Genomic DNA, 23,619 nt, shown 5'->3' on the forward strand with positions numbered 1-23,619 from the left:
ACGCTGAACTATGCTCAATCCAGCAGCCGTTCAGAGTTTGACCAGCTGAAAAATAACAATAATTCCCCCATTTCCGGTGTCGCATATGAACAGGATCCAGGCGTTATTAACGGCGAGTTTTCTGCTATGGCTGGCCTTCCCGCTTTCGGCGGCAGAACCTCGTCAGCAGCCCACCGCTCGCGAGCAGGCGCGAACCGTCGCGATTTTCCATCAACCGATCGTCATGCTGCAGGCCACCTTCGGCCAGACCACGCCGGAAGAACGGGTTCTACGCATCCGCAATACCCTACGCGCCTTTACCGAGGCCGATATCAGCCAGCCGCTGCAGGTGGTGCCAGTCACCCGCTACAACCAGCCGGGACGGCTGTTTCTGATGAATGGCAAACCCATCATGTTACTCAGCCAGGCCGACCTCGATGAAGGCGACGATCTTACCCTCGATCAGGCGGCGCAGCGCGTTCTTGCCCGCATGGAAGCGCAGCGGACGTCGCTTCGCGAACAGTACAATACCCGCTATCTGCTGCTGGCGGCGCTAAAATCCGCCGTCGGCGCGTTGCTCCTCGCCCTGGCCTGCTATTTCGCTTTTCGCTCATGGCGGCGAGTGCGCCGTTTTTTCCATCTACGGATCCTCGAAAAACGCAGCATGATCCCACATAGCTGGCGGCGGTTTCTCGGTAACGTCGAGAGCCGGTTATACGCGCTGCTGTTAGTACTGCTTGGGATACTGGCGGGTTATATCTGGCTGAGCTGGGTTTTCAGTTTGTTTCCGTGGACCCGGGTATGGGGAGAATCGCTCGGTGAGTGGTCGGTAGGTGTGATTCGCGATATTTCGCTGTCTATCGTGTCGGCGCTGCCGGGACTGATGATCGTACTGCTTATCTTTCTGATTACGTGGTTTATCATCCGCCTGCTGAAGGTGGTTTTGGATCAGGTCGCCGCCGGGCGTCTGCAGATCCCCGGTCTGCATCCGGAAACCGTCGGCGCCACGCGAAAGCTTATCGCCGTGGTTATCTGGCTTTTTGCGCTCTCCGCCGCCTATCCTTTCCTGCCTGGCGCAAACTCTCTGGCCTTCAAGGGGATTAGCGTGTTCTTCGGTCTGATGTTGACGCTGGGCTCAGCGGGGGTGATGAATCACGCCATGAGCGGCCTGGTGCTGATTTATACCCGCGCGCTGCATAAAGGCGACTGGATCCGCATCGCCGATAACGAAGGCCAGGTCAGCGAGATCGGCATGCTGGCGACCAAAATACTGACCCGCGAAAACTATATTGTCACCCTGCCGAACGCGGTGGTGGTCAGCGGTAAAATCACCAATCTCAGCGCCAGCGACCCGCAACAGGGAATTAACCTCACCACCGGCGTGACCATTGGTTACGACACGCCGTGGCGGCAGGTACAGGCGATGCTGGAACTGGCGGCCCACCGCGCCCAGGGAGTGGATCATCAGGTGGCGCCGGTGGTTCGCAAACTGGGATTGCTCGACTGGTATACGTCGTATGAACTGCAGGTGCGGCTGTTACCGGAAACGACGCTGCCGGAGGGGCGCAGCGCGCTGCACAGCAGCATTATCGATGTATTTAACGAATTTGGCGTGCAGATTATGTCGCCCAATTTTGTCATGCAACCGAAAGGCGCGGTGGTGGTCGCCAAAGAGGATTGGTATACCGCCCCGGCGGTCGCGCCGCAGGAGCGCGACAGGTAACGTCGTCCCACGCCGACGCAGCGCCATCAGGCAATGCCGGATGGCGCTGCGCTTATCCGGCCTACAACTCAAAATCCCCGGTGGCGCTACCGCTTACCGGGGCTACAGCGCTGTGCGATTTAGTAGCCCGTACAAGGCGCAATGCGCCGCCCCGCTACGCCTGCGCGGCGTCGATCTCGGCAAACACCTGCTGCGCGAGGTGCAACGTGGCGTTCGCCGCCGGTAAGCCGCAGTACAGCGCCGAATGCATAATCAGCTCTTTCAGCTCATCACGGGTCACGCCGTTATTAAAGGCGGCGCGCAGATGCATCTTAAGTTCCGCCTCGCGGTTCAGCGCAATCAGCATCGCAATAGTGATCATGCTGCGGGTATGGTGATCGAGCCCTGGACGGGTCCAGGTTTCTCCCCAGGCGTAACGGGTAATGAAATCCTGAAACTCCTCGTTCAGCGGCGTCAGATTCTGCAGAGTACGGTCAACGTGAGCATCGCCTAATACCTTGCGGCGAACCTCCATTCCCTGCTGGTAACGTTGTTTATCTTCCATTTTGCTCCCCCAGCAAAAAGCCGTTCAGCGCGGCGTTAAAGGCAGCAGGCGCTTCAATGTTCGACAGATGCGACGCCTTCAACACCACCACCTGTGAAGTGGCGATCTGCTGATGCAGGAAGTTAGCGTCGGCGACAGTCGTGACAGGGTCACTTTCTCCGGCAATAATCAGCACCGGAATCGCAATTTGCCCGACCTCCCCCCGCAGGTCTGCCGCCGCCAGGGCTTCGCAGCAGGCAGCGTAGCCTTCGGCGTCGCTATGAGTCAGTTGATGGCATAATGCCTCGACCACCTCCGGCGCGCGCTGGCGGAAAGCATCGCTGAACCAGCGATCCGCCGCCCCCGCGGCAACCACATCCATCCCTTCCTGACGCACCGCGCGGGCGCGAGAAAGCCAGCCCGACTGATCGCCGATCCGCGCCGCGGTATTGGCCACCGCCACCGCGTAAAAACGTTCCGGCGCAAAGCGCGCCAGCCATAATCCCGTCAGCCCGCCCATCGAAATACCGCAAAACAGCGCTTTGTCGATATTTAGGTGATCGAGCAGCGCAATCACATCTTCACCCAATTGCGCCAGGGTCACCTTGCCGTTTTTCGTCGTTTTACCATGGCCGTGGGTGTCATAACGCAGTACGCGAAAATTCGCCGTCAGGGCCTCCATTTGCGGCTGCCACATTGCGCGCGTGGTACCAAGCGAGTTCGACAGCACGATAACCGGCGCGCCTTCCGGCCCGTCGAGTTGATAATCAAGATTCATGATGTTGCTCCTGATAACGCGCCAGTACCTGGCGCACAAAGCGTTCGGCGCTACCGGTGGCCGTTGCCGGATCCAGTAGCGAGTTTAAACGTTCGCGGGAGAGATACTGACTGACCAGCGGGTCAGCCGCCAGCAGATCGACAAGTAAACCGTGACTGTCCAGAGCCTGGCGGCACAGCGCTTCTACACGGTGATGCGCCTCGGCTTTGCCGATAAACTCCGCCAGCGCCAGGGTCACCGCTTCCGCCATAATCAGCCCGTGGGTAATATCAAGGTCGGCACGCATCTTATGCACGAAAACCTGCATCTCGCGCACCAGTATGTCAGTTTGCGCCAGCGCCCCGCCCACCAGCATAATCAGCTCCGGTAGCGTTTCCCATTCCGCCTGCCAGCCGCCGAGCGCGCGCTCATGCTGTTGGATTTGACCGGCGTAAAGGGTGGCGACCAGCCCCGGCGTGCGCTGCGCCGCGGTTAAAATCGCCGCGCAGGAGACCGGATTACGTTTGTGCGGCATGGTCGAGGAGCCCCCGCGCCCTTCCGCCAGCGGCTCGCCGACTTCCGCAACTTCGGTTTGCATCAGCAGCGAAAAATCATTGGCGAATTTTCCCAGGGTGCCGCAAACGCCGGCGAACCAGGCGCCGACTTCGAGGAAACGGTCGCGCTGGCTATGCCATGGCGTATCCGGCAACTGCAGCTCGAGGGTTTGCGCTAACGCCTGCGCGACCTGCGGCGCCTGCTGTTTCAATGAATCAAGCGTGCCAGCCGCGCCGCCAAACTGCAGCGCCAGCACCCGTGGGAGCATCTCAATCAACCGCTGCTGCCAGCGCAGCAGAGCATCCAGCGTCCCCGCCAGTTTAAGGCCAAACGTGACCGGCAGCGCATGCTGCATCCAGGTGCGCCCCGGCATCACCGTATGTTGATAGCGTTGCGCCTGTTCGGCAAGCGCATCAATCAGGCTTTGTAGCAGGCTATCCGTCGCCGCCAGCGCGCCGCGCAGTTGCAAAACAAACCCGGTATCGATAGCGTCCTGGCTGGTGGCGCCCCAATGGACATAGCGCGCGGCGTCAGGATCCTGCGCTTTCACCCGCGCGGTCAGCTGTTTGACCAGCGGAATTGCCAGATTACCGGCGCTGGCCGCAGCCTGTCCCAGCGCGTCGAAATCAATAAGCGCATGCCGGCAGGCGTTGACTATCGGCGAGACTGCCGCCTTCGGCACCAGACCGCAGTCGGCCTGCGCCTGCGCCAGCGCGGCTTCGAAATCCAGCATGCCCTGTACCCGCTGCGCATCACTAAACCAGTCGGTTAGCGGACTGCTGCGCAACATGGGGGTCAACAAACTCATCGCAACTCCTTAAACGCGTTCAATAATCAGCGCAATCCCCTGGCCCACGCCGATACACATGGTGCACAGCGCATAGCGGCCGCCGGTACGCTTCAGCTGATATGCGGCGGTCATCGCCAGACGACCGCCGGAAGCGCCTAGCGGATGGCCCAGCGCGATGGCTCCGCCGTTGGGGTTAACGTGGGCGGCATCATCCGGCAGACCTAAATCACGGGTAACCGCCAGCGCCTGTGCGGCAAAAGCCTCATTCAATTCGATGACGTCCATCTGCGCCAGCGTCAGCCCGGTTTGCGCTAACACTTTGCGCACCGCCGGCGCCGGGCCGAAGCCCATAATTCGCGGCGCCACCCCTGCCGTCGCCACGCCGACAACCCGCGCCAGCGGCTGTAAATCATTCGCCGACATGGCCTGTTCACTGGCCAACAGCAGCGCGCAGGCGCCATCATTGACGCCGGAGGCGTTACCGGCGGTAACGCTGCCGTCGGCTCGGACCACGCCGCGCAGTTTAGCCAGCGCCTCCAGCGAGGTGCTGCGCGGGTGTTCATCGCGGCTGAAACACAGCGGTTCACCTTTGCGTTGCGGTACCGATACGGCGATCAGTTCATCGGCGAAACGCCCCGCTTCCTGCGCCGCAGCGGTACGCAACTGGCTACGAAGCGCAAAAGCATCCTGGTCGGCGCGAGAAATGGCAAACTCATCGGCGACGTTTTCCGCGGTTTCCGGCATCGAGTGCACGCCGTACAGCGCTTTCATCTGCGGGTTAATAAAACGCCAGCCAATGGTGGTATCTTCCATCTGCATCGAGCGGCTAAAGGCGCTCTCGGCTTTGCCCATCACAAACGGCGCGCGCGACATACTCTCCACCCCACCGGCGATCATCAGCTGGGTTTCGCCGCTTTTAATCGCCCGCGCCGCGACGCCGATCGCATCAAGGCTCGAGCCGCACAGGCGGTTAATCGTGCTGCCGGGAACGCTCTGCGGCAGGCCGGCCAGCAACAGCGCCATACGCGCCACGTTACGGTTATCTTCTCCGGCCTGGTTGGCGCAGCCGTAGATCACATCGTCAATTAGCGCCGGATCGAGACCCGGATTACGCTCCAGCAGCGCTTTCAGCGGCAGCGCCGCCAGATCGTCAGCGCGCAAACTCGATAATGCGCCGCCAAAACGGCCAAACGGCGTACGCACCGCATCACAGATAAATGCCTGATTCATCATAGGTTCCTCACGCGCTTTCCGCCAGTTGTTCAAAAGTCAGCGCCACCGGAGTGATGCGCTGTAGCTCTTCAAATGAGAGGCCGTTAAAGATTTCGCGTACCACCGGACCACGGTCGGTAATATCGATGACCGCCAGATCGGTATAGATACGGCTGACGCAGCCGACGCCGGTCAGCGGATAGCTGCACTGCTCGACCAGTTTGCATTCGCCATCGCGGGTCAGATGGTCCATCATTACAAACACTTGGCGGGCGCCGATAGCCAAATCCATCGCCCCTCCGACCGCCGGGATCGAATCCGGCGCGCCGGTGCTCCAGTTAGCGAGATCGCCGCTGGCGGAAACCTGATAGGCGCCCAGCACGCAGATATCGAGATGCCCGCCGCGCATCATGGCGAAGGAGTCGCCATGGTGGAAAAAACAGCCGCCCTGCAGCAGGGTGACATACTCTTTACCCGCGTTGATCAGCTCCGGGTCCTCTTCGCCGGGCTGCGGCTTCGGCCCCATTCCCAGTAGCCCGTTTTCACTGTGCAGGAACACCTCTTTATCGGCAGGTAGATAGTTGGCGATACGGGTCGGCAGGCCAATACCGAGGTTTACGTAAGCGCCTTCCGGAATATCGCGGGCGACGCGCTGGGCCATTTCGTCACGAGTCAGTTTTTGCATGTTCGGCTCCTCAGGCGCTTTGCGCGGCGGACAGATTTTCCAGCGAGAATACGCGCTGGACGAAAATCCCCGGGGTGATGATGTTTTCCGGGTCGAGTTCGCCAAGGGCGACCAGTTGCGAGACTTCAACAATGGTGGTTTTGGCGGCGGTCGCCATAATCGGGCCAAAGTTGCGCGCCGCTTTGCGGTAGACCAGGTTGCCCCAGCGGTCGCCCTGATGGGCTTTAATCAGCGCAAAATCGGCTTTAATTGGATATTCAAGCACGTAATGACGGCCGTCGATTTCCCGGGTTTCTTTGCCTTCCGCCAGCGGCGTGCCGTAGCCGGTAGGGGTAAAGACCGCGCCGAGACCTGCGCCAGCGGCCTGGATCCGCGCCGCCAGATTGCCCTGCGGCACCAGTTCCAGCTCAACTTTGCCGCGGCGATAGAGGTCATCGAAAATTTGTGAATCTACCTGGCGCGGGAACGAGCAGATCATTTTGCGCACCCGCCCGGCTTTGAGCAGCGCCGCCAGCCCCACCTCGCCATTACCCGCGTTGTTATTAATAATGGTTAGGTCGCGGGCGCCCTGGTCAATCAGGGCGTCAATCAGATACGTCGGCTGCCCGGCGGGGCCAAATCCGCCGATCATGATGGTCGCGCCGTCGTGGATCCCGGCAATGGCCTCACTCAGCGTCGACACGCTTTTATCAATCATCAGGTCGCTCCTTAACGTGCGGTAATCGCACTTATATGCGTTGTTCGCACAAAATGTGACCCGCTTAACGATGCTGGTCAAGGGCGATAATCGAAATATGGTGCGATAATCGAACATCGTATATCTTTAGCGAAAGAATGTGATCGATGGCAAATACGGAGAACAAAATGGACAAGCATCCAGATGATGTAGTGGCGGGCGACGGCGATCCGTTTAAGGGCGATCCGAACTTTATGGCATCGCTGGCGCGCGGGCTGGAAGTGATTCAGGCTTTTACCCCGCAGCGCCCGGTACTGTCGATTTCGCAGATCAGCCAAAAGACCGGCATCCCCCGAGCGGCGGTACGTCGCTGCCTGTACACCCTAAGCAAGCTGGGTTTCGTCTACGCCGAAGACGGCAAGAATTTCCAACTGCGTCCACGGATACTTGCCCTTGGCCACGCCTGGCTGGCCTCAACGCCGCTGGCGCGCTCGGCGCAGCCGGTGCTCAAGCATCTGAGCGAAATGCTCAATGAGTCCTGCTCAATCGCCACCCTGGATGGCGACGATATCCTGTATATCGCCCGCGCCTCCAGTTCGCGAATTATGACGATCGATCTTGATATCGGCAGCCGCCTGCCGGCGTGGGCGACCTCCATGGGGCGCGTGCTGTTAAGCCATCAGCCGGAAGAACGGCTGAACGACATGCTGGGCCGGGTGACGATGATTCGCTACACCCCGCAAACGGTAGATTCGGTGAATAAGCTGCGCGCGGAGCTAAAACGCGTGCATCAGCAGGGATATGCGTTGAACGATCAGGAACTGGAAATGGGGCTGCGTTCGCTGGCGGTACCGCTATATAACCCGCAGGGACAGGTGGAAGCAGCGCTGAACGTCGGGGTTCACGCGGGCCAGATGTCGACCCGCGAAATGCTGGACCGGGTGCTGCCGGAATTACAAAAAGCCGCCCGCGAGCTAACGCTGCTGCTGCGCTAGCGGCTGCGTTTAGCGTGCAGCTCCCAGTTCTCCTGCTTAGCCTGTTCGGATTTACGCAGCGCCACGTAACAAGCGCCGCTGCCGCCGTGGTGCGGTAGCGCGGCGCAAAACGCCTGTACCTCGGGCAACTCTGGCAGCCAGCGCGCCAGGTAGCTGCGAATAATATTGGCGTGGGCCTGGTCATCACGGCCTTTGCCGTGGATGATAAGTAAATTACGCAGCCCCTCTTTTTGCGCCTGTATCACGAAGGCGAACAGCATTTGCCGGCACTGTTCGACCGGCTGACGCAACAGCGACAGGCTTGCCTGCTGGCTGTATTTTCCACGCCGCAGCTTTTCCAGCACTCCGCTTTGCAGCCCTTCCCGTTTGAACTCCAGCGGCACGGCGAGCGGCACAATATCGAGGTAGCCGGTGGTCAGAAAATTATCGAGCTGTAGGGTATCGATACGCTGCGGCGCGCGCGCGGGTCGTTCACGATGCCAGTGTACGTCATTATTGCGTTTCAGAGGCTGGACATCCTCCATGGCGTCAAGAAACAGGGATTTGTCGTCAAGGTTCATGGTCACTCCTCCAGCGGCTATCGCCTGCTACTATAGCCGCCTCACGCCTACCCCTCAACGCGTTTAGCCGCAACTGCTGGCAAATAGACCAACGCGGGATATTTAAGGAAACAATTGACGGCTTTGACGACGAAACAGGGTGATTAACGAAGCCGTTAACGGCGTTGGTCGCGTGTCGCGCCGCTGGATCAGGTAGTAAGTTGCCCTGGGCAATACCTCACGTATGGGGATCATCACCAGTTTATCCGCCATCATCGGATCGTTTCCGAGCTCTACCGGCAGAATACTAAGGAAATCGCTCTTCACCACCAGACTGATGCATGAAGAGAAGGTTTCGCAAACGATATCGACCTTGGGCGCCAGCCCGGCCTGATTGAACATCTCCTGCAACTGTTTGAAGTAGCTACCGCGCGGCGTTGGCATCGTCCAGTGGTGAGCGAGCAATTCAGTCAGGGAAGTGGCGCGCGCCGCCGGATGCCCTGCGCGGGCGAATACCGCGAACGGTTTCTCAAACAGTTTTTCAAAGCTGAATTCATGATCGTACGGGCCGGGATAGTAGGTGTTGATAGTGAAATCAAGCTCACCCTGGCGCAGTTCATTAATCATCGCCAGGAGTTGCCCTTCCATGATCCGAACCTTCACCAGCGGATGCTGCTGATGAAAGCGACAGATAACCGATGGCATCAGCGAACGGGCGACGCTGGCGCCGAGACCAATATTAATCTGCCCGGCCTGCTCCCCCTGACGCTGCAGGAGTTCATCCTGCGCCGCCCGAAGCTCTTCAAGGATCAGGCTCGCATGTTGATAAAAACTTTCGCCGTTTTCCGTCAGCGCCACCCCCTGGCTGCGGCGGACAAACAGTTGGGCGGAAAGCCCTTCTTCCAGCTCTTTAATCGCTTTGGTCAACGCGGGCTGCGAGATCGCCAGCGCCCGGCTGGCGCCGCGAATACTCCCCTCGCGAGCGACCTCAACGAAGGCGCGAATTTGATGAAATTTAATCTGAAATGACATGTTTTAGGTGATAACCATTGTTTATCAGACAGAAGAAAATGACATCTACTGTAATCCATCATGCTGTGGCAGGTTAAGGGTGAGATTGCCAGAAAGGCGTTTGTGATAATTAAAAGCTATCACACCGTGAACGCCGTCACACTTTTTAATTATGACAGGAAGGGTTATGCCGCAACTTCATGAATTGGTAAGCCAGCTGGCGCCGGAAATGACGCAATGGCGTCGTGATTTTCACCTGCACGCGGAGTCCGGCTGGCTGGAATTTCGCACCGCCAGCAAGGTTGCCGAGATCTTAGACGGCCTCGGTTATCAACTGGCGCTGGGGCGCGACGTTATCGATGCCGACAGCCGGATGGGGCTGCCCGACGATGCCACCCTGGAGCAGGCATTCCAGCGCGCCCGCGAACAGGGAGCGCCGGAACGTTGGCTACCGGCTTTTGAAGGCGGATTCGCCGGCGTCGTCGCCACCCTGGACACCGGCCGCCCCGGCCCTACGCTTGCGTTTCGCGTCGATATGGACGCGCTCGATCTTAACGAACAACACGACGATCGCCATCGCCCGCATCGCGCGGGTTTCGCCTCCTGCAACGCCGGGATGATGCACGCCTGCGGCCATGACGGACATACCGCCATTGGGCTGGGTTTGGCGCACGTGCTAAAGCAGTATGCCGATCGGCTCAACGGGATCATCAAGCTGATTTTCCAGCCTGCCGAAGAAGGCACCCGCGGCGCGCGCGCGATGGTGGCGGCAGGCGTGCTCGATAACGTGGACTACTTCACCGCCATTCATATCGGTACCGGCGTTCCCAACGGTACCGTGGTCTGCGGCGGTGACAACTTTATGGCGACCACCAAATTCGACGTGCAATTCGAGGGCGTCGCCGCTCACGCCGGCGGCAAACCGGAAGATGGGCGCAACGCGCTACTGGCCGCCGCCCAGGCCGCCCTCGCATTACACGCCATCGCGCCGCACAGCGCAGGCGCCTCGCGGGTTAACGTCGGCGTCATACAGGCCGGCACCGGGCGTAACGTGGTCCCCTCATCGGCGCTAATTAAAGTGGAAACCCGCGGCGAGACGGAAGCTATCAACCAGTATGTGTTTGAGCGGGCGCAAAACGTGATTGCCGGCGCCGCAGCGATGTATGAAGCCCGCTATGAACTTCGGCTCATGGGCGCGGCAACCTCCAGCGCCCCCTCTCCGGCGTGGGTGCAATACCTGCGTGAGCAGGCAGCACAGGTGCCGGGGGTAGTAGAAGCAGTGGATCATATTGCCGCGCCGGCGGGTTCCGAAGATGCCACTTTGATGATGGCGCGGGTACAGGATCGCGGCGGACTGGCTTCATACATGATTTTCGGTACTGAACTGAGCGCCGGACATCACAACGAGAAATTTGATTTCGACGAAGGCGTGATGGTCATCGCGGTCGAGACGCTGGCGCGCATCGCGCTCAACTTTCCCTGGCAGCGAGGTGTGTGATGGAAAAGATCTATCAATTTGTCGATGACATCATTACGTCACGGCGCGACGATTTTTGCGCTATTGCCGATGATATCTGGGATCATCCGGAAACCCGCTTCCAGGAATTCTGGTCTGCCGCGCGGTTGGCCGATGCGCTGGAAACGGAAGGTTTTCAGCTAACCCGTCACGCTGGCGGCATACCCAATGCGTTTATCGCCAGCTACGGCGAGGGTAAACCGGTCATCGCCCTGCTCGGCGAGTTTGATGCGCTGGCAGGACTCAGCCAACAGGCGCACAGTGCTGAACCAACATCCGCGACGCCGGGGGAAAACGGCCACGGCTGTGGGCATAATCTCCTCGGCACCGCGGCGTTCGCCGCCGCCGTCGCCGCGAAACAGTGGCTGCAGCAGCAAGGCGGAGCGGGCACCCTGCGCTTTTATGGCTGCCCGGGGGAAGAAGGCGGCTCGGGTAAAACCTTTATGGTGCGCGAGGGATTATTCGATGATATTGACGCCGCCCTCACGTGGCATCCGGAAGCCTGGGCCGGGATGTTCAGTACCAGCACGCTGGCCAATATTCAGGCGGCGTGGCGCTTTACCGGAACCGCCGCGCACGCGGCAAACTCACCGCATCTGGGGCGTAGCGCGTTGGACGCCGTCACGCTGATGACCACCGGCAGTAATTTCCTCAATGAGCATATTATCGAGAAAGCGCGTGTGCACTACGCCATTACCGATACCGGCGGCGTGTCGCCCAACGTGGTGCAGGCGCAGGCTGAAGTGCTGTATTTGATTCGCGCTCCGGAGATGGCCGATGTGCAGCAAATCTTCGCCCGTATTGAGAAAATCGCCCAGGGCGCCGCGCTGATGACCGAAACCAGCGTCAGTTGCCGATTTGAAAAAGCCTGTTCCAGCTATCTCCCCAATCGCACGCTGGAAGCGGCAATGTATCAGGCCGTATGTCATTACGGTACGCCGCAGTGGAGTGACCAGGAGCGCGCTTTCGCGGCGGATATTCGCGCCACGCTCGGCGTGAACGATATACAGAACAGCCTGAAGAATATTGCCGGTACCAGCGGTGAAGAAGGAAAAGCGTTTGCCCGCCGTCATCACGACACGGTGTTGATCGATGAGGTCGCGCCGTGGGCGGCAACGGAAAACGTGCTGGCGGGATCTACCGACGTCGGCGACGTGAGCTGGAAAGCGCCGGTGGCCCAGTGTTTTAGCCCCTGTTTCGCCATCGGTACGCCGCTGCATAGCTGGCAACTGGTGAGCCAGGGAAGAACTTCCATCGCCCATAAAGGGATGCTGCTGGCGGGTAAAATTCTGGGAGCAACGGCGATTCGTTTGTTCAGCGACAGACCGTTACTCGAAGCAAGCCAGCAGGAACTGGCTCAGGTACTGGCGGTAACTCCATACCAGTGCCCGATCCCGCGTGACGTCGTACCATCAATTTTAAAATAAGAAAAATTAGCCTCTGGGATAGCGTACAGCGTGATGGCAATCGCCAATAAAAATAACAGCTGACAACCCCTGAGGCATGCCGCAAACAACACAACAACGACAACTGAGGAACGCCCATGAGTATGTCATCCATACCGTCGCATTCCCCCACCGGTAAGCTGTATGGCTGGGTTGAAAAAATAGGTAATAAGGTTCCGCATCCATTTTTGCTGTTTATCTATCTGATCGTCGCGCTGATGGCCGCCACCGCCATTTTGTCGGCGCTAAACGTCGGCGTACAGAACCCCACCGACGGTTCGCGAGTGGTGGTAAAGAATCTGCTCAGCGTTGAAGGGCTGCACTGGTTTCTGCCAAACGTGATTAAAAACTTTAGCGGCTTCGCGCCGCTGGGGGCGATTCTGGCGCTGGTGCTCGGTGCCGGTTTCGCCGAACGTGTCGGCCTGCTGCCGTCGCTGATGGTCAAGATGTCATCGCACGTTAGCGCGCGTTACGCCAGTTACATGGTGTTATTTATTGCCTTCTTCAGCCACATCTCTTCCGACGCGGCGCTGGTCATTATGCCGCCGCTGGGGGCGTTAATGTTTCTCGCCGTCGGCCGCCATCCGGTAGCCGGGTTGTTGGCGGCAATCGCCGGCGTCGGCTGCGGATTCACGGCAAATTTACTTATTGTCACTACCGACGTGTTGCTCTCCGGTATTAGTACCGAAGCGGCGAAAACGCTTGATGCCTCGCTGCATGTTAGCGTTATCGACAACTGGTACTTCATGGCCACCTCAGTCATCGTTCTGACGCTGGTCGGCGGGTTGATTACCGATAAACTGGTCGAGCCGCGGCTAGGAAAGTGGCAAGGCCAGAGCGATGAAACGCTGCAGACGCTGACGGCGGAACAGCGCTTCGGGCTGCGCATTGCCGGTATTGCGGCGCTGTTGTTTGTGGCGGTTATCGCACTGATGGTGGTGCCGGAAAACGGCATCCTGCGCGATCCTATCAAACATACCGTGATGCCCTCGCCTTTTATTAAAGGCATCGTACCGCTGATTATCTTTTTCTTTTTCGTCGTATCTTTAGCTTACGGCATCGCCACCGGCAAAATTCGCCGTCAGGCTGACCTGCCGCAGTTAATGATCGAGCCGATGAAGGAGATGGCCGGCTTCATCGTGATGGTCTTCCCGCTGGCCCAGTTTGTCGCCATGTTCAACTGGAGCAATATGGGGAAATTCATGGCGGTAGGATTAACGGATATACTGGAAAGTGCGGGAATGAATGGCGTGCCGGCGTTTGTCGGTCTGGCGCTGCTGTCGGCGTTTCTGTGTATGTTTATCGCCAGCGGTTCGGCTATCTGGTCGATTCTGGCGCCCATTTTTGTACCGATGTTTATGCTGCTGGGCTTTCACCCGGCGTTTGCGCAGATCCTGTTTCGTATCGCCGATTCGTCCGTACTGCCGCTCGCGCCGGTATCGCCATTTGTACCGCTGTTTCTCGGCTTTTTACAGCGCTACCGGCCCGATGCCAGACTGGGTACCTACTATTCGCTGGTATTACCCTACCCGCTGATTTTCTTAGCCGTCTGGCTGCTGTTGCTGGTGGGCTGGTACCTGGTAGGGCTACCGATTGGCCCAGGTATTTATCCACGCTTGCCATAACGCGGCGACAGGCCAGGGATGGCCTGCGTAAGTTAACGCGATGTGGTGCGGTTCAGGAACGTTTTATACAGACTTTCGATGACCACCGACAGCAAATTGATAGCTAATCCGCTGATAATCAACACAACAACTCCCGTTAACATGTATTGCATATCGCCACCTTTCTTGTAGTTAAAAAAAACCAGCGCCAAAGCGCTGGAAAAAATAATTGACTCAAGGAATGCCTGTATATTTATCTGCGGCGCCGGGTGCCTCCCGGTGAATTAGCCAGTTCACACTAATCCGCGTGCGTATGACAAACTGCATAGAGATTTGAACTGAACGCTCCTCCGCACAGGGAAATTCGCCGCCAGACAAAGGTAGCAAAATGCCCATCACGCCGCGCCTGCTAGTTAATGCAAAAATAAACATTGCTCCACCCCTTCCTTTATTCCGACGATTAACCATCAGGCAACGGAATGACTGAATTTAAATGACTGCGATTCGTATTTATAAATTAATAGTACAGGTTTCATTATTTGCTGACCTTTCGGAGGTATAGTTTGCAGGCCGCACGTCATGATATGGTGTGCCCTTGCCGAATTAACCTCGTAGAAGGACGCCCGATGCTGACGCTGCTGCAAGATAAAATCGACACCCCGCTGGGGCCGCTGTGGGTCATTTGCGATGAACAATTCAACCTGCGCGCCGTAGAGTGGGATCAGCACCGCGACCGCATGGAGCAACTGCTCGACATCCACTACCGTCACGAGGGTTATAAACGCGTTGATGCGCGCGATCCTGGCGGGCTGAGCGCGAAGCTGCAGCAATACTTCGACGGCGATCTCGCAATTATCGATACCCTGCCGACGGCAACCGCCGGTACCCCCTTTCAACGTCAGGTGTGGCAAGCGCTGCGCACGATTCCCTGCGGGCAGGTGATGCATTACGGTCAGTTAGCCGAGGTTCTTGGCCGTCCGGGCGCGGCCCGTGCGGTTGGCGCGGCAAACGGTTCCAATCCGGTCAGCATTGTGGTTCCCTGCCATCGGGTAATTGGCCGCAACGGCACCATGACCGGCTACGCCGGCGGCGTACAGCGTAAAGAGTGGTTATTGCGCCATGAGGGCTATTTGCTGCTTTAACAGATAATGCCTTTTTTGGAAATTACAGGTAACTTTACAATAATTAATCGCTTAATAATTTTCTTGTTATCAAAGAGATATGGCGATCGACATATTTACCCTTCTAATATTACGTCTTTCCGGGTTTCGAGACTTACTTGCTCCTCAAAAAGATGTTAAAATTGACCAATATCAATTAAAGCTTGAGCAGACATATGATCCCGGAAAAGCGAATTATACGACGCATTCAGTCTGGTGGTTGTGCAATCCATTGTCAGGATTGCAGCATTAGCCAGCTCTGCATCCCCTTTACTTTGAACGAACATGAGCTGGATCAGCTTGATAATATCATCGAGCGTAAAAAGCCTATTCAGAAAGGGCAAACCCTGTTCAAAGCGGGTGATGAGCTGAAGTCGCTGTACGCTATCCGTTCAGGGACCATCAAAAGCTATACCATCACCGAACAAGGCGATGAGCAGATTACCGGCTTCCATCTGGCAGGTGATTTGGTCGGCTTTGACGCCATTGGCACCGCCCTGCACCCAAGCTTCGCGCAGGCGCTGGAAACCTCGATGGTCTGCGAAATTCCGTTCGAAACGTTGGATGATCTTTCCGGTAAAATGCCGAACCTGCGTCAGCAGATGATGCGTCTGATGAGCGGCGAGATCAAAGGCGATCAGGACATGATCCTGCTGCTTTCCAAAAAGAACGCAGAAGAACGGCTGGCGGCCTTTATCTACAACCTGTCCCGCCGTTTCGCGCAGCGCGGCTTCTCACCGCGTGAGTTCCGTCTGACCATGACCCGTGGCGACATCGGCAACTATCTGGGCCTGACGGTTGAAACCATCAGCCGCCTGCTTGGTCGTTTCCAGAAAAGCGGTATGCTGGCGGTGAAAGGGAAATATATCACCATCGAAAACAGCGATCTGCTGGCGCAACTGGCAGGCCAGGCGCGCAACGTCGCCTGATTTATCTCCGCTATACTCTCTTCCACCTTGTGCCGGATCGACATTTTTTTCTAATTTGTTGATCTGGCCAGGGTCATCCCCTGTTTCAATTCATCCATATAGGTTATCTTTTTAAATACTGACTGTAGCTACAGCTGTAAGGAGACCCTGTATGGCGAAGTATCAGAACATGCTGGTAGTAATCGACCCTAACCAGGACGACCAGCCTGCATTACGGCGCGCGGTGTATCTGCACCAACGGATTGGTGGACGCATCAAAGCCTTTTTGCCGATTTATGATTTTTCCTACGAAATGACTACCCTGCTGTCGCCCGACGAGCGGACGGCGATGCGCCAGGGCGTGATTAGCCAACGCAGCGCCTGGATCCGTGAACAGGCCAAGTTTTACATTGAATCCGGGGTGCCAATCGATATCAAAGTGGTGTGGCACAACCGCCCCTTTGAAGCCATCATTCAGGAAATCATCAGCGATAAACACGACCTGCTGCTGAAAATGGCCCATCAGCACGACAAACTCGAAGCGGTCATCTTCACCCCGACCGACTGGCACCTGCTGCGCAAATGTCCATGCCCGGTATGGATGGTTAAAGATCAGCCGTGGCCGGAAGGCGGTAAAGCGCTGGTGGCGGTTAATCTGGCCAGTGAAGAGAACTATCACAACGCCCTTAATGAAAAACTGGTGCGGGAGACCATCGCCCTCGCCGATCAGGTTAACCATACCGAAGTACATCTGGTTGGCGCCTATCCGGTGACGCCTATTAACATCGCCATTGAATTACCTGATTTTGACCCGAGCATCTATAACGATGCGATTCGCGGCCAGCATCTGCTGGCAATGAAAGCGCTGCGTCAGAAATTCAGCATCGATGAAAGCCGCACCCACGTAGAAAAAGGGCTGCCGGAAGAGGTTATTCCTGATTTAGCTGAACACCTGCAGGCCGGGATTGTGGTGCTGGGCACCGTTGGCCGCACCGGCATCTCTGCCGCGTTTCTCGGCAATACCGCGGAACAGGTTATCGACCACCTGCGCTGCGACCTGCTGGTACTGAAACCGGAGGCCTATCAAACTCCAGTTGAACTGGACGATGAAGACGACGATTAACGGCGTCTCATCAGGCCTGAAGTTTTATCTAATCATCCCCCGCCCGTCGGGGGATTTTTTTGTCGGCCCGCTAAAAAAGAAAAAGGGCCATACGGCCCGGGATATCAACGCTAATTGAACATACTTACAGAATGCGTTAGTGGATACCTAAACGCCAGGCCAGGTCGATCTCTTCTTTCAGCTCCATTGATGAAAGCGACATCAGATCGGCAAACTCGAGCTCGAGGAGTTTGAGCTTCTTCAGGTACTGCGCGGGGGTCATAACGGAAGTGTCGCGGCGCAGGTACTCGATGGCCATCTGCGTGGGGGTTAACTCGGTATCCATAATATCCTCAGTGTGGTGAAAAAACAGGCATAGTATAACACCCATCGCCGTTCACTTTATGAGCAAAATCATGGTTTCACTGTCTATATAAAAAAGCCGTCTCAACAGAGACGGCTTAGAGCGTTGCGCTATTACAGCGCTTTCAGAATGGCATCCACGCTGGCTTTAGCGTCGCCAAACAGCATGTGGGTGTTCTCTTTGAAGAACAGCGGATTCTGCACGCCAGCATAGCCGGTGTTCATCGAACGTTTGAAGACCACCACGTTTTGCGCCTTCCACACTTCCAGCACCGGCATACCGGCGATCGGGCTCTTCGGATCGTCCTGCGCCGCCGGGTTGACGGTGTCGTTCGCGCCGATCACCAGTACGGTATCGGTATCGGCGAAATCATCGTTGATTTCGTCCATTTCCAGCACCACGTCGTAAGGTACTTTCGCTTCCGCCAGCAGCACGTTCATATGCCCCGGCAGTCGCCCGGCGACAGGGTGGATGCCGAAGCGCACCTTGATACCGCGCGCGCGCAGCTTCTCGGTGATTTCCGCGACCGGATACTGCGCCTGCGCCACCGCCATACCGTAGCCCGGCGTGATGATCACGGAATGCGAGTTTTTCAGCATTTCAGCCGTCTCTTCGGCGCTGATTTCACGATGCTCACCGACTTCTTCATCGCCGCTGGAACTGCCGCCATCGGTGCCGAAACCGCCGGCGATAACGCTGATAAACGAACGGTTCATCGCCTTACACATAATGTAGGAGAGGATGGCACCGGAAGAACCAACCAGCGCGCCGGTCACGATCAACAGGTCGTTGCTGAGCATGAAGCCCGCCGCCGCCGCCGCCCAACCGGAGTAGGAGTTCAGCATCGATACCACGACTGGCATATCCGCGCCGCCGATAGACGCCACCAGGTGCCAGCCGAACGCCAGGGCGATAATGGTCATCACCAGCAGGCACAGTACCTGGGTTCCGGTGCTGTCGGTACGCACGAAGGCCACCAGCAGCAGGAAGGAAATGACCAGCGCCGCCAGGTTCAGCTTGTGGCGATTCGGCAACATCAGCGGTTTTGACGAAATTTTGCCGCGCAGCTTACCAAAGGCAACGATCGAGCCCGTGAAGGTTACGGCGCCGATAAAGATACCGAGGAATACTTCGGTCAGGTGAATATTCGCCAGCACCTGATCGAGGCCCGGTCCGTGGTCGAGATAGCTGTTGAAGCCAACCAGCACCGCCGCCAGACCAACGAAGCTATGCAGCACCGCCACCAGCTCCGGCATCTCGGTCATTTCGACTTTCTTCGCCAGACGGATACCAATCGCCCCGCCGATAACCATCGCCACGATGATCCAGCCGACGTTACCGCTGTCCGGCCCAAAAATGGTGGCAATCAGCGCAATCGCCATCCCGGCGATGCCGTACAGGTTCCCCTGCTTCGACGTTTCGTGCTTTGACAGCCCCGCAAGGCTAAAGATAAACAGAATAGCGGCAACAATGTATGCAGCTGTAACTAATCCTCCAGACATGTGCTACCCCTTAGTTTTTGCGGAACATTTTCAGCATGCGCTGAGTGACGGTGAAACCACCAAAAATATTAATGCTGGCGATCAGCACCGCGATAAAGCTCAAGAAGCTGACCCAGCCGCCGTGCCCTATCTGCAGCAATGCCCCAACGACAATGATCCCTGAAATGGCGTTGGTTACCGACATGAGCGGCGTGTGCAGCGCGTGCGACACGTTCCACACCACGTAGTAGCCGACTACGCAGGAGAGCGCGAAGACGGTAAAGTGACCCAGAAACTCTTTAGGCGCGACGTTCGCCAGCCAGCCAAAGAGGATAATCGCCAGCGCCATCAGCGCGTATTTACGCCACGGCGAGCCTGGTTTGGCCTCTTCTTTTGGCGCTTCGACGGTTTTCGCCGCCGCCTGCGGCTGCGCGGATACCTGAATCGGCGGCGCCGGCCAGGTAATTTCGCCCTCGCGGACCACGGTAACGCCACGTACCACCACATCGTCGAAATCGATGGTGATATTGCCGTCTTTTTCCTTGCACAGCAGCTTCAGCAGGTTTACCAGGTTAGTGCCGTAGAGCTGAGAAGATTGCGTCGGCAGACGACCCGGCAGGTCGGTATAACCGATAATTTTCACGCCGTTGGCGGTGGTCACGACTTCGCCCGGCACGGTGTATTCGCAGTTGCCGCCGTTTTGCGACGCCAGGTCGACGACGACGCTGCCCGACTTCATGGAGTCAACCATTTCGCGGGTAATCAGCTTCGGCGCCGGTTTACCCGGGATCAGCGCGGTGGTAACAATGATATCGACATCTTTAGCCTGCGCGGCGAACAGCGCCATTTCGGCTTTGATAAAGGCTTCAGACATGACTTTGGCATAACCGTCACCGCTGCCCGCTTCTTCTTTGAAGTCCAGTTCAAGGAACTCGGCGCCCATACTCTGCACCTGTTCTTTCACTTCCGGACGGGTATCGAAGGCGCGGACGATGGCGCCGAGGCTGTTCGCCGCGCCGATCGCTGCGAGGCCGGCGACGCCTGCGCCGATGACCATCACCTTCGCAGGCGGCACTTTACCCGCAGCGGTGATCTGGCCGGTAAAGAAGCGTCCGAATTCGTGCGCCGCTTCGACAATCGCGCGATAACCGGCGATGTTAGCCATCGAACTCAGCGCATCTAACGACTGGGCGCGGGAAATACGCGGCACCGAGTCCATCGCCATGACGTTGATACCGCGAGCGGCCAGCTTTTCCATGAGATCCGGATTCTGCGCCGGCCAGATGAAACTCACCAGCGTGGTGCCCGGGTTGAGCTTCGCAATTTCCGCATCGTTCGGCGCGTTAACCTTGAGGATAACGTCGGAGTGCCAGACGTTATCCGCGCTGACGATTTCCGCGCCCGCCTGTTCGAAGGCTTCATCGTCGAAGCTCGCCAGTTTCCCGGCCCCGCTCTCGACCGCCACGCTAAACCCGAGCTTAAGCAGCTGCTCGACCGTCTTCGGCGTCGCAGCGGCCCGGGTTTCCTGAGCTAAGCTCTCTTTTGGTATCCCAATTCGCATAGTTTTCCCTTCCATCGGTTTTTGATGATGGTTTATTTTTTTCACAAATGCGCCAGCGGCGGCGCAAAAACGCCGCACAGGTATTCATCTGGAAAATGAAACAGTAACAAACTTTTTATAACCTACTGAAAATACCGATTGTGATCTACATCGTTAAAACAGAATTTTTGATTTTATTGAGAAAAATTAGTCCTGACTGCGTCAGGCAGCAATATTTGCCTTAATTTTATGCCAGAACCTGATAATTCGCTTACCTTTGCGGTTAATTCGCCATTTATTACCGCCAGTATCATTGCATTAACATTACGTTAACTTATAAAAGTGATATTGATTATCGATTTTGCTGTTCAAGGGGCTGTTTTTTCAACATATCAGTATTTGTTATATTTTTGTAACGAACGATTCGGGCGGGAAGTGAAAAATGACGCAGACAGTTACGTTGTTTAAATGCAATAATCACCTGTTTTCAGTCAACAACAATACCAGTACATGGTTTGCGCAAGGCAAAGGATTATTTTTATGAAGCTTAAGAACACACTCCTGGCGTCTGCTCTTCTGGCTACCACCGCGTTGTCTGCCCATGCAGCGACCGAGCTGACTCCGGAGCAAGCGGCAGCGCTGAAGCCCTATGACCGCGTCGTCGTCACTGGCCGTTTTAACGCGATTGGCGATGCCGTACAGGCGGTTTCCCGCAAGGCGGATAAAGATGGCGCAGCTTCCTTTTATGTTGTCGACACCTCAGATTTCGGCAACGGCGGCAACTGGCGCGTAACGGCGGATTTTTATAAAGAAAACGCCCCGCAGGCGGATACCCCGAAAAACCGTATCATTAACGGCGTGATGGAACTGCCGAAAGATCAGGCCGTCGCGCTGATGCCGTATGACACCGTAACCGTGCAGGGCTTCTACCGTAGCCAGCCGGAAGTCAACGACGCCATCGCCAAAGCGGCAAAAGCTAAAGGCGCGTATGCCTTCTTCATCGTCCGCCAGGTTGACGCCAACCAGGGCGGCAACCAGCGCATCACCGCTTATATTTATAAAAAGGATGCGCAGAAGCGCGTACTGCAGAGCCCGGATGCGATTCCTGCTGATTCCGAAGCCGGTCGCGCCGCTCTGGCTAAAGGCGGCGAAGCGGCTAAAAACGTCGAAATCCCAGGCGTGGCCTCCTCTGCCGCGGTCGGCGCCGGTACCGGCGTAGGTCTGTTCTACGAAACCCAATCGTCGAAAGGCGGACGTTACACTGTCACCTTGCCGGACGGCACGAAAGTCGAAGAGGTGAACAAAATCACCGCCGCGCAGATGGTGCCGTTTGATAGCATCAAATTCACCGGTAACTACGGCAACATGACGGAAATCTCCTATCAGACCGCGAAACGCGCGGCGAAGAAAGGAGCGAAATACTACCACATCACCCGCCAGTGGCAGGAACGTGGCGGTAACATCACCATTAGCGCCGACCTGTATAAGTAATCGGTTTCAACTGCTCAAAAAGGCGACATGATGTCGCCTTTTTGCATTTTTTCGCCCGCCGCCATTGCATGCGTACAAGACACTCCGTAAAATCCCGCGCCTTAGCGTAATCTTCCATTTTTATGCGATTTCGCCAAATAAATATTCTTGATTCACTGTTGCCACCTCGGGAATACAATGGAAAAGAAACTGGGCCTTAGCGCCCTGACCGCACTGGTACTCAGCTCCATGCTGGGCGCGGGCGTTTTCAGTTTGCCGCAAAACATGGCTGCCGTCGCCAGCCCATCCGCTCTGCTTATCGGCTGGGCCATCACCGGCGTCGGGATTCTATTCCTCGCATTCGCCATGCTATTACTGACCCGTATCCGCCCGGAACTGGATGGCGGCATATTTACCTATGCCCGGGAAGGTTTTGGCGAACTGATCGGTTTCTGTTCCGCCTGGGGCTACTGGCTGTGCGCGGTGATTGCCAACGTCTCCTACCTGGTTATCGTCTTCTCCGCCCTGAGTTTCTTCACCGATACGCCGGAGATGCGTATTTTTGGTGACGGTAACACCTGGCAGGCGATCGTCGGCGCGTCCGTGCTGCTCTGGGTGGTGCATTTTCTGGTGCTGCGTGGGGTACAGACCGCTGCAGGCATTAACCTGGTGGCGACGCTGGCGAAGCTGTTGCCGCTCGGCGCGTTTGTGGCGCTGGCCGCTATCGCGTTCCGGCTCGATACTTTCCGTCTCGACTTCAGCGGTATCGCGCTCGGCGTACCGGTATGGGAACAGGTGAAAAACACCATGCTGATTACCCTGTGGGTATTTATCGGCGTGGAGGGCGCGGTAGTGGTCTCTGCCCGCGCCCGTCATAAGCGCGACGTTGGCCGCGCGACACTGCTGGCGGTAGTCTCGGCGCTGGCGGTTTATCTGCTGGTCACCCTGCTGTCGCTGGGCGTTGTCGCCCGCCCGGAACTGGCTGAAATGCGCAACCCGTCGATGGCTGGCCTGATGGTCAAGATGATGGGATCGTGGGGCGAGGTAGTGATCGCCGCGGGATTAATTATCTCCGTCTGCGGCGCCTATTTAAGCTGGACCATTATGGCCGCTGAAGTGCCGTATCTGGCGGCGACGCATAAAGCGTTCCCACGCCTGTTCGCCAAAACCAATAAGAATAACGCCCCCTCTTCCTCGCTGTGGTTGACCAACATCAGCGTGCAGATTTGTCTGGTGCTGATTTGGCTTACCGGATCCGACTACGGTACCCTGCTAACCATCGCCTCAGAAATGATTCTGGTGCCCTATTTCCTCGTCGGCGCTTTCCTGCTTAAGATTGCCGTACGTCCGTTACACAAAGCCGTGGGTGTCGGCGCGTGCGTTTATGGCTTATGGTTATTGTATGCGTCCGGTCCTGTGCATTTGCTATTGTCGGTGGTACTTTACGCTCCGGGTCTTCTGGTTTTCCTGTACGCCCGCCGTACTCACCAGCACGATCGCATGCTCAAACGCCGTGAAATGGCATTAATTGGTTTTTTGCTGGTTGCCGCCGTTCCGGCAACGTGGATGCTGGTGGGGTAAGCG

Annotated in this window: 22 protein-coding genes; 10 read left to right on the top strand and 12 right to left on the bottom strand. The window is 57.1% G+C overall.

The features are described 5' to 3' along the window. Positions 1-85 precede the first annotated feature (85 nt). Positions 86-1,702, top strand: coding sequence for a mechanosensitive ion channel family protein (locus ABLV66_RS13425; RefSeq protein WP_348877177.1), 1,617 nt, complete (start codon positions 86-88; stop codon positions 1,700-1,702). A 154-nt stretch (positions 1,703-1,856) separates the two neighbouring features. Here ABLV66_RS13425 and pcaC read toward each other — a convergent pair whose 3' ends face one another. The 6 genes from pcaC to ABLV66_RS13455 are packed head-to-tail and all read right to left on the bottom strand — an operon-like array spanning position 1,857 to position 6,921. Then, entirely contained in the window at positions 1,857-2,246 is a 390-nt protein-coding gene (gene pcaC / locus ABLV66_RS13430; protein WP_015705266.1) for a 4-carboxymuconolactone decarboxylase, read from the bottom strand. Then, positions 2,236-3,003: a 3-oxoadipate enol-lactonase gene (gene pcaD / locus ABLV66_RS13435; protein WP_045392362.1), complete on the bottom strand. Its 768-nt coding sequence runs from the start codon at positions 3,001-3,003 to the stop codon at positions 2,236-2,238. The genes pcaC and pcaD overlap by 11 nt, the downstream gene beginning before the upstream one ends. After that, positions 2,993-4,345, bottom strand: a complete 1,353-nt coding sequence (locus ABLV66_RS13440) for a 3-carboxy-cis,cis-muconate cycloisomerase (protein WP_047077720.1) — start codon at positions 4,343-4,345, stop codon at positions 2,993-2,995. Before ABLV66_RS13440 ends, pcaD begins: the two co-directional genes overlap by 11 nt. 9 nt (positions 4,346-4,354) lie before the next feature. After that, entirely contained in the window at positions 4,355-5,557 is a 1,203-nt protein-coding gene (gene pcaF / locus ABLV66_RS13445) for a 3-oxoadipyl-CoA thiolase (protein WP_047042866.1), read from the bottom strand. 10 nt (positions 5,558-5,567) lie between these two features. Further along, complete coding sequence (locus ABLV66_RS13450; RefSeq protein ID WP_015705262.1) at positions 5,568-6,224, bottom strand: 3-oxoacid CoA-transferase subunit B; 657 nt, start codon at positions 6,222-6,224, stop codon at positions 5,568-5,570. Between the two features lie 10 nt (positions 6,225-6,234). Further along, the gene (locus tag ABLV66_RS13455; RefSeq protein ID WP_045392371.1) at positions 6,235-6,921 is read right to left on the bottom strand and encodes a 3-oxoacid CoA-transferase subunit A; all 687 of its coding nucleotides are present in this window, start codon (positions 6,919-6,921) and stop codon (positions 6,235-6,237) included. Positions 6,922-7,088: 167 nt separating this feature from the next. Between ABLV66_RS13455 and ABLV66_RS13460 the strand changes: the two genes are divergently transcribed. Further along, entirely contained in the window at positions 7,089-7,895 is an 807-nt protein-coding gene (locus tag ABLV66_RS13460; RefSeq protein WP_015366809.1) for an IclR family transcriptional regulator domain-containing protein, read from the top strand. Here ABLV66_RS13460 and smrA read toward each other — a convergent pair. Together smrA and ABLV66_RS13470 are read right to left on the bottom strand one after the other, a co-directional pair. Then, on the bottom strand, positions 7,892-8,455 hold the full coding sequence (gene smrA / locus ABLV66_RS13465) for a DNA endonuclease SmrA (protein WP_047077719.1): 564 nt from the start codon (positions 8,453-8,455) through the stop codon (positions 7,892-7,894). The genes ABLV66_RS13460 and smrA overlap by 4 nt on opposite strands. Positions 8,456-8,557: 102 nt before the next feature. Next, positions 8,558-9,466: a LysR family transcriptional regulator gene (locus ABLV66_RS13470; protein ID WP_047042859.1), complete on the bottom strand. Its 909-nt coding sequence runs from the start codon at positions 9,464-9,466 to the stop codon at positions 8,558-8,560. A 166-nt stretch (positions 9,467-9,632) separates the two neighbouring features. On the opposite strand from ABLV66_RS13470, the gene ABLV66_RS13475 reads away from it, so the two are divergent. From ABLV66_RS13475 to abgT, 3 genes are all read left to right on the top strand, one after another. After that, entirely contained in the window at positions 9,633-10,943 is a 1,311-nt protein-coding gene (locus ABLV66_RS13475) for a M20 family metallo-hydrolase (RefSeq protein WP_047064903.1), read from the top strand. Next, positions 10,943-12,388, top strand: coding sequence for a M20 family metallopeptidase (locus ABLV66_RS13480; protein WP_348877176.1), 1,446 nt, complete (start codon positions 10,943-10,945; stop codon positions 12,386-12,388). Before ABLV66_RS13475 ends, ABLV66_RS13480 begins: the two co-directional genes overlap by 1 nt. A gap of 116 nt (positions 12,389-12,504) precedes the next feature. Beyond that, positions 12,505-14,031 (top strand): p-aminobenzoyl-glutamate transporter, encoded by a 1,527-nt coding sequence (gene abgT / locus ABLV66_RS13485; protein WP_047064905.1) that lies wholly within the window; start codon positions 12,505-12,507, stop codon positions 14,029-14,031. Positions 14,032-14,063: 32 nt separating this feature from the next. Here the strand turns inward: abgT and ABLV66_RS13490 are convergent, their stop codons facing one another. Further along, the gene (locus ABLV66_RS13490; protein ID WP_045392558.1) at positions 14,064-14,183 is read right to left on the bottom strand and encodes a hypothetical protein; all 120 of its coding nucleotides are present in this window, start codon (positions 14,181-14,183) and stop codon (positions 14,064-14,066) included. A gap of 453 nt (positions 14,184-14,636) precedes the next feature. Here ABLV66_RS13490 and ogt point away from each other — a divergent pair, with 453 nt between their 5' ends. From ogt to uspE, 3 genes are all read left to right on the top strand, one after another. After that, positions 14,637-15,152 (top strand): methylated-DNA--[protein]-cysteine S-methyltransferase, encoded by a 516-nt coding sequence (ogt, locus tag ABLV66_RS13495; RefSeq protein WP_045392390.1) that lies wholly within the window; start codon positions 14,637-14,639, stop codon positions 15,150-15,152. A 194-nt stretch (positions 15,153-15,346) separates the two neighbouring features. After that, positions 15,347-16,099, top strand: coding sequence for a fumarate/nitrate reduction transcriptional regulator Fnr (fnr, locus tag ABLV66_RS13500; protein WP_004862555.1), 753 nt, complete (start codon positions 15,347-15,349; stop codon positions 16,097-16,099). Positions 16,100-16,250: 151 nt separating this feature from the next. Beyond that, positions 16,251-17,201, top strand: a complete 951-nt coding sequence (uspE, locus tag ABLV66_RS13505; protein WP_045392393.1) for a universal stress protein UspE — start codon at positions 16,251-16,253, stop codon at positions 17,199-17,201. Positions 17,202-17,337: 136 nt separating this feature from the next. On the opposite strand, the gene ABLV66_RS13510 is transcribed toward uspE, so the two are convergent. The 3 genes from ABLV66_RS13510 to pntA form a co-directional block, all read right to left on the bottom strand. Continuing rightward, on the bottom strand, positions 17,338-17,526 hold the full coding sequence (locus tag ABLV66_RS13510; protein ID WP_045392396.1) for a YdiH family protein: 189 nt from the start codon (positions 17,524-17,526) through the stop codon (positions 17,338-17,340). A 131-nt stretch (positions 17,527-17,657) separates the two neighbouring features. After that, positions 17,658-19,046 (bottom strand): Re/Si-specific NAD(P)(+) transhydrogenase subunit beta, encoded by a 1,389-nt coding sequence (pntB, locus tag ABLV66_RS13515; RefSeq protein WP_020078971.1) that lies wholly within the window; start codon positions 19,044-19,046, stop codon positions 17,658-17,660. Positions 19,047-19,056: 10 nt separating this feature from the next. Then, entirely contained in the window at positions 19,057-20,586 is a 1,530-nt protein-coding gene (gene pntA, locus ABLV66_RS13520) for a Re/Si-specific NAD(P)(+) transhydrogenase subunit alpha (RefSeq protein WP_045392560.1), read from the bottom strand. A gap of 519 nt (positions 20,587-21,105) precedes the next feature. Here pntA and ydgH point away from each other — a divergent pair. Both ydgH and ABLV66_RS13530 read left to right on the top strand, forming a co-directional pair. After that, a complete protein-coding gene (gene ydgH, locus ABLV66_RS13525; RefSeq protein ID WP_032711543.1) occupies positions 21,106-22,056 on the top strand; it encodes a DUF1471 family protein YdgH in 951 nt (316 codons plus the stop codon). Positions 22,057-22,233: 177 nt separating this feature from the next. After that, complete coding sequence (locus ABLV66_RS13530) at positions 22,234-23,616, top strand: amino acid permease (protein ID WP_015366823.1); 1,383 nt, start codon at positions 22,234-22,236, stop codon at positions 23,614-23,616. The last annotated feature ends 3 nt before the right edge of the window (positions 23,617-23,619 follow it).

This window comes from Klebsiella sp. CN_Kp073 (assembly GCF_040065495.2).
GTDB lineage: Bacteria > Pseudomonadota > Gammaproteobacteria > Enterobacterales > Enterobacteriaceae > Klebsiella > Klebsiella aerogenes.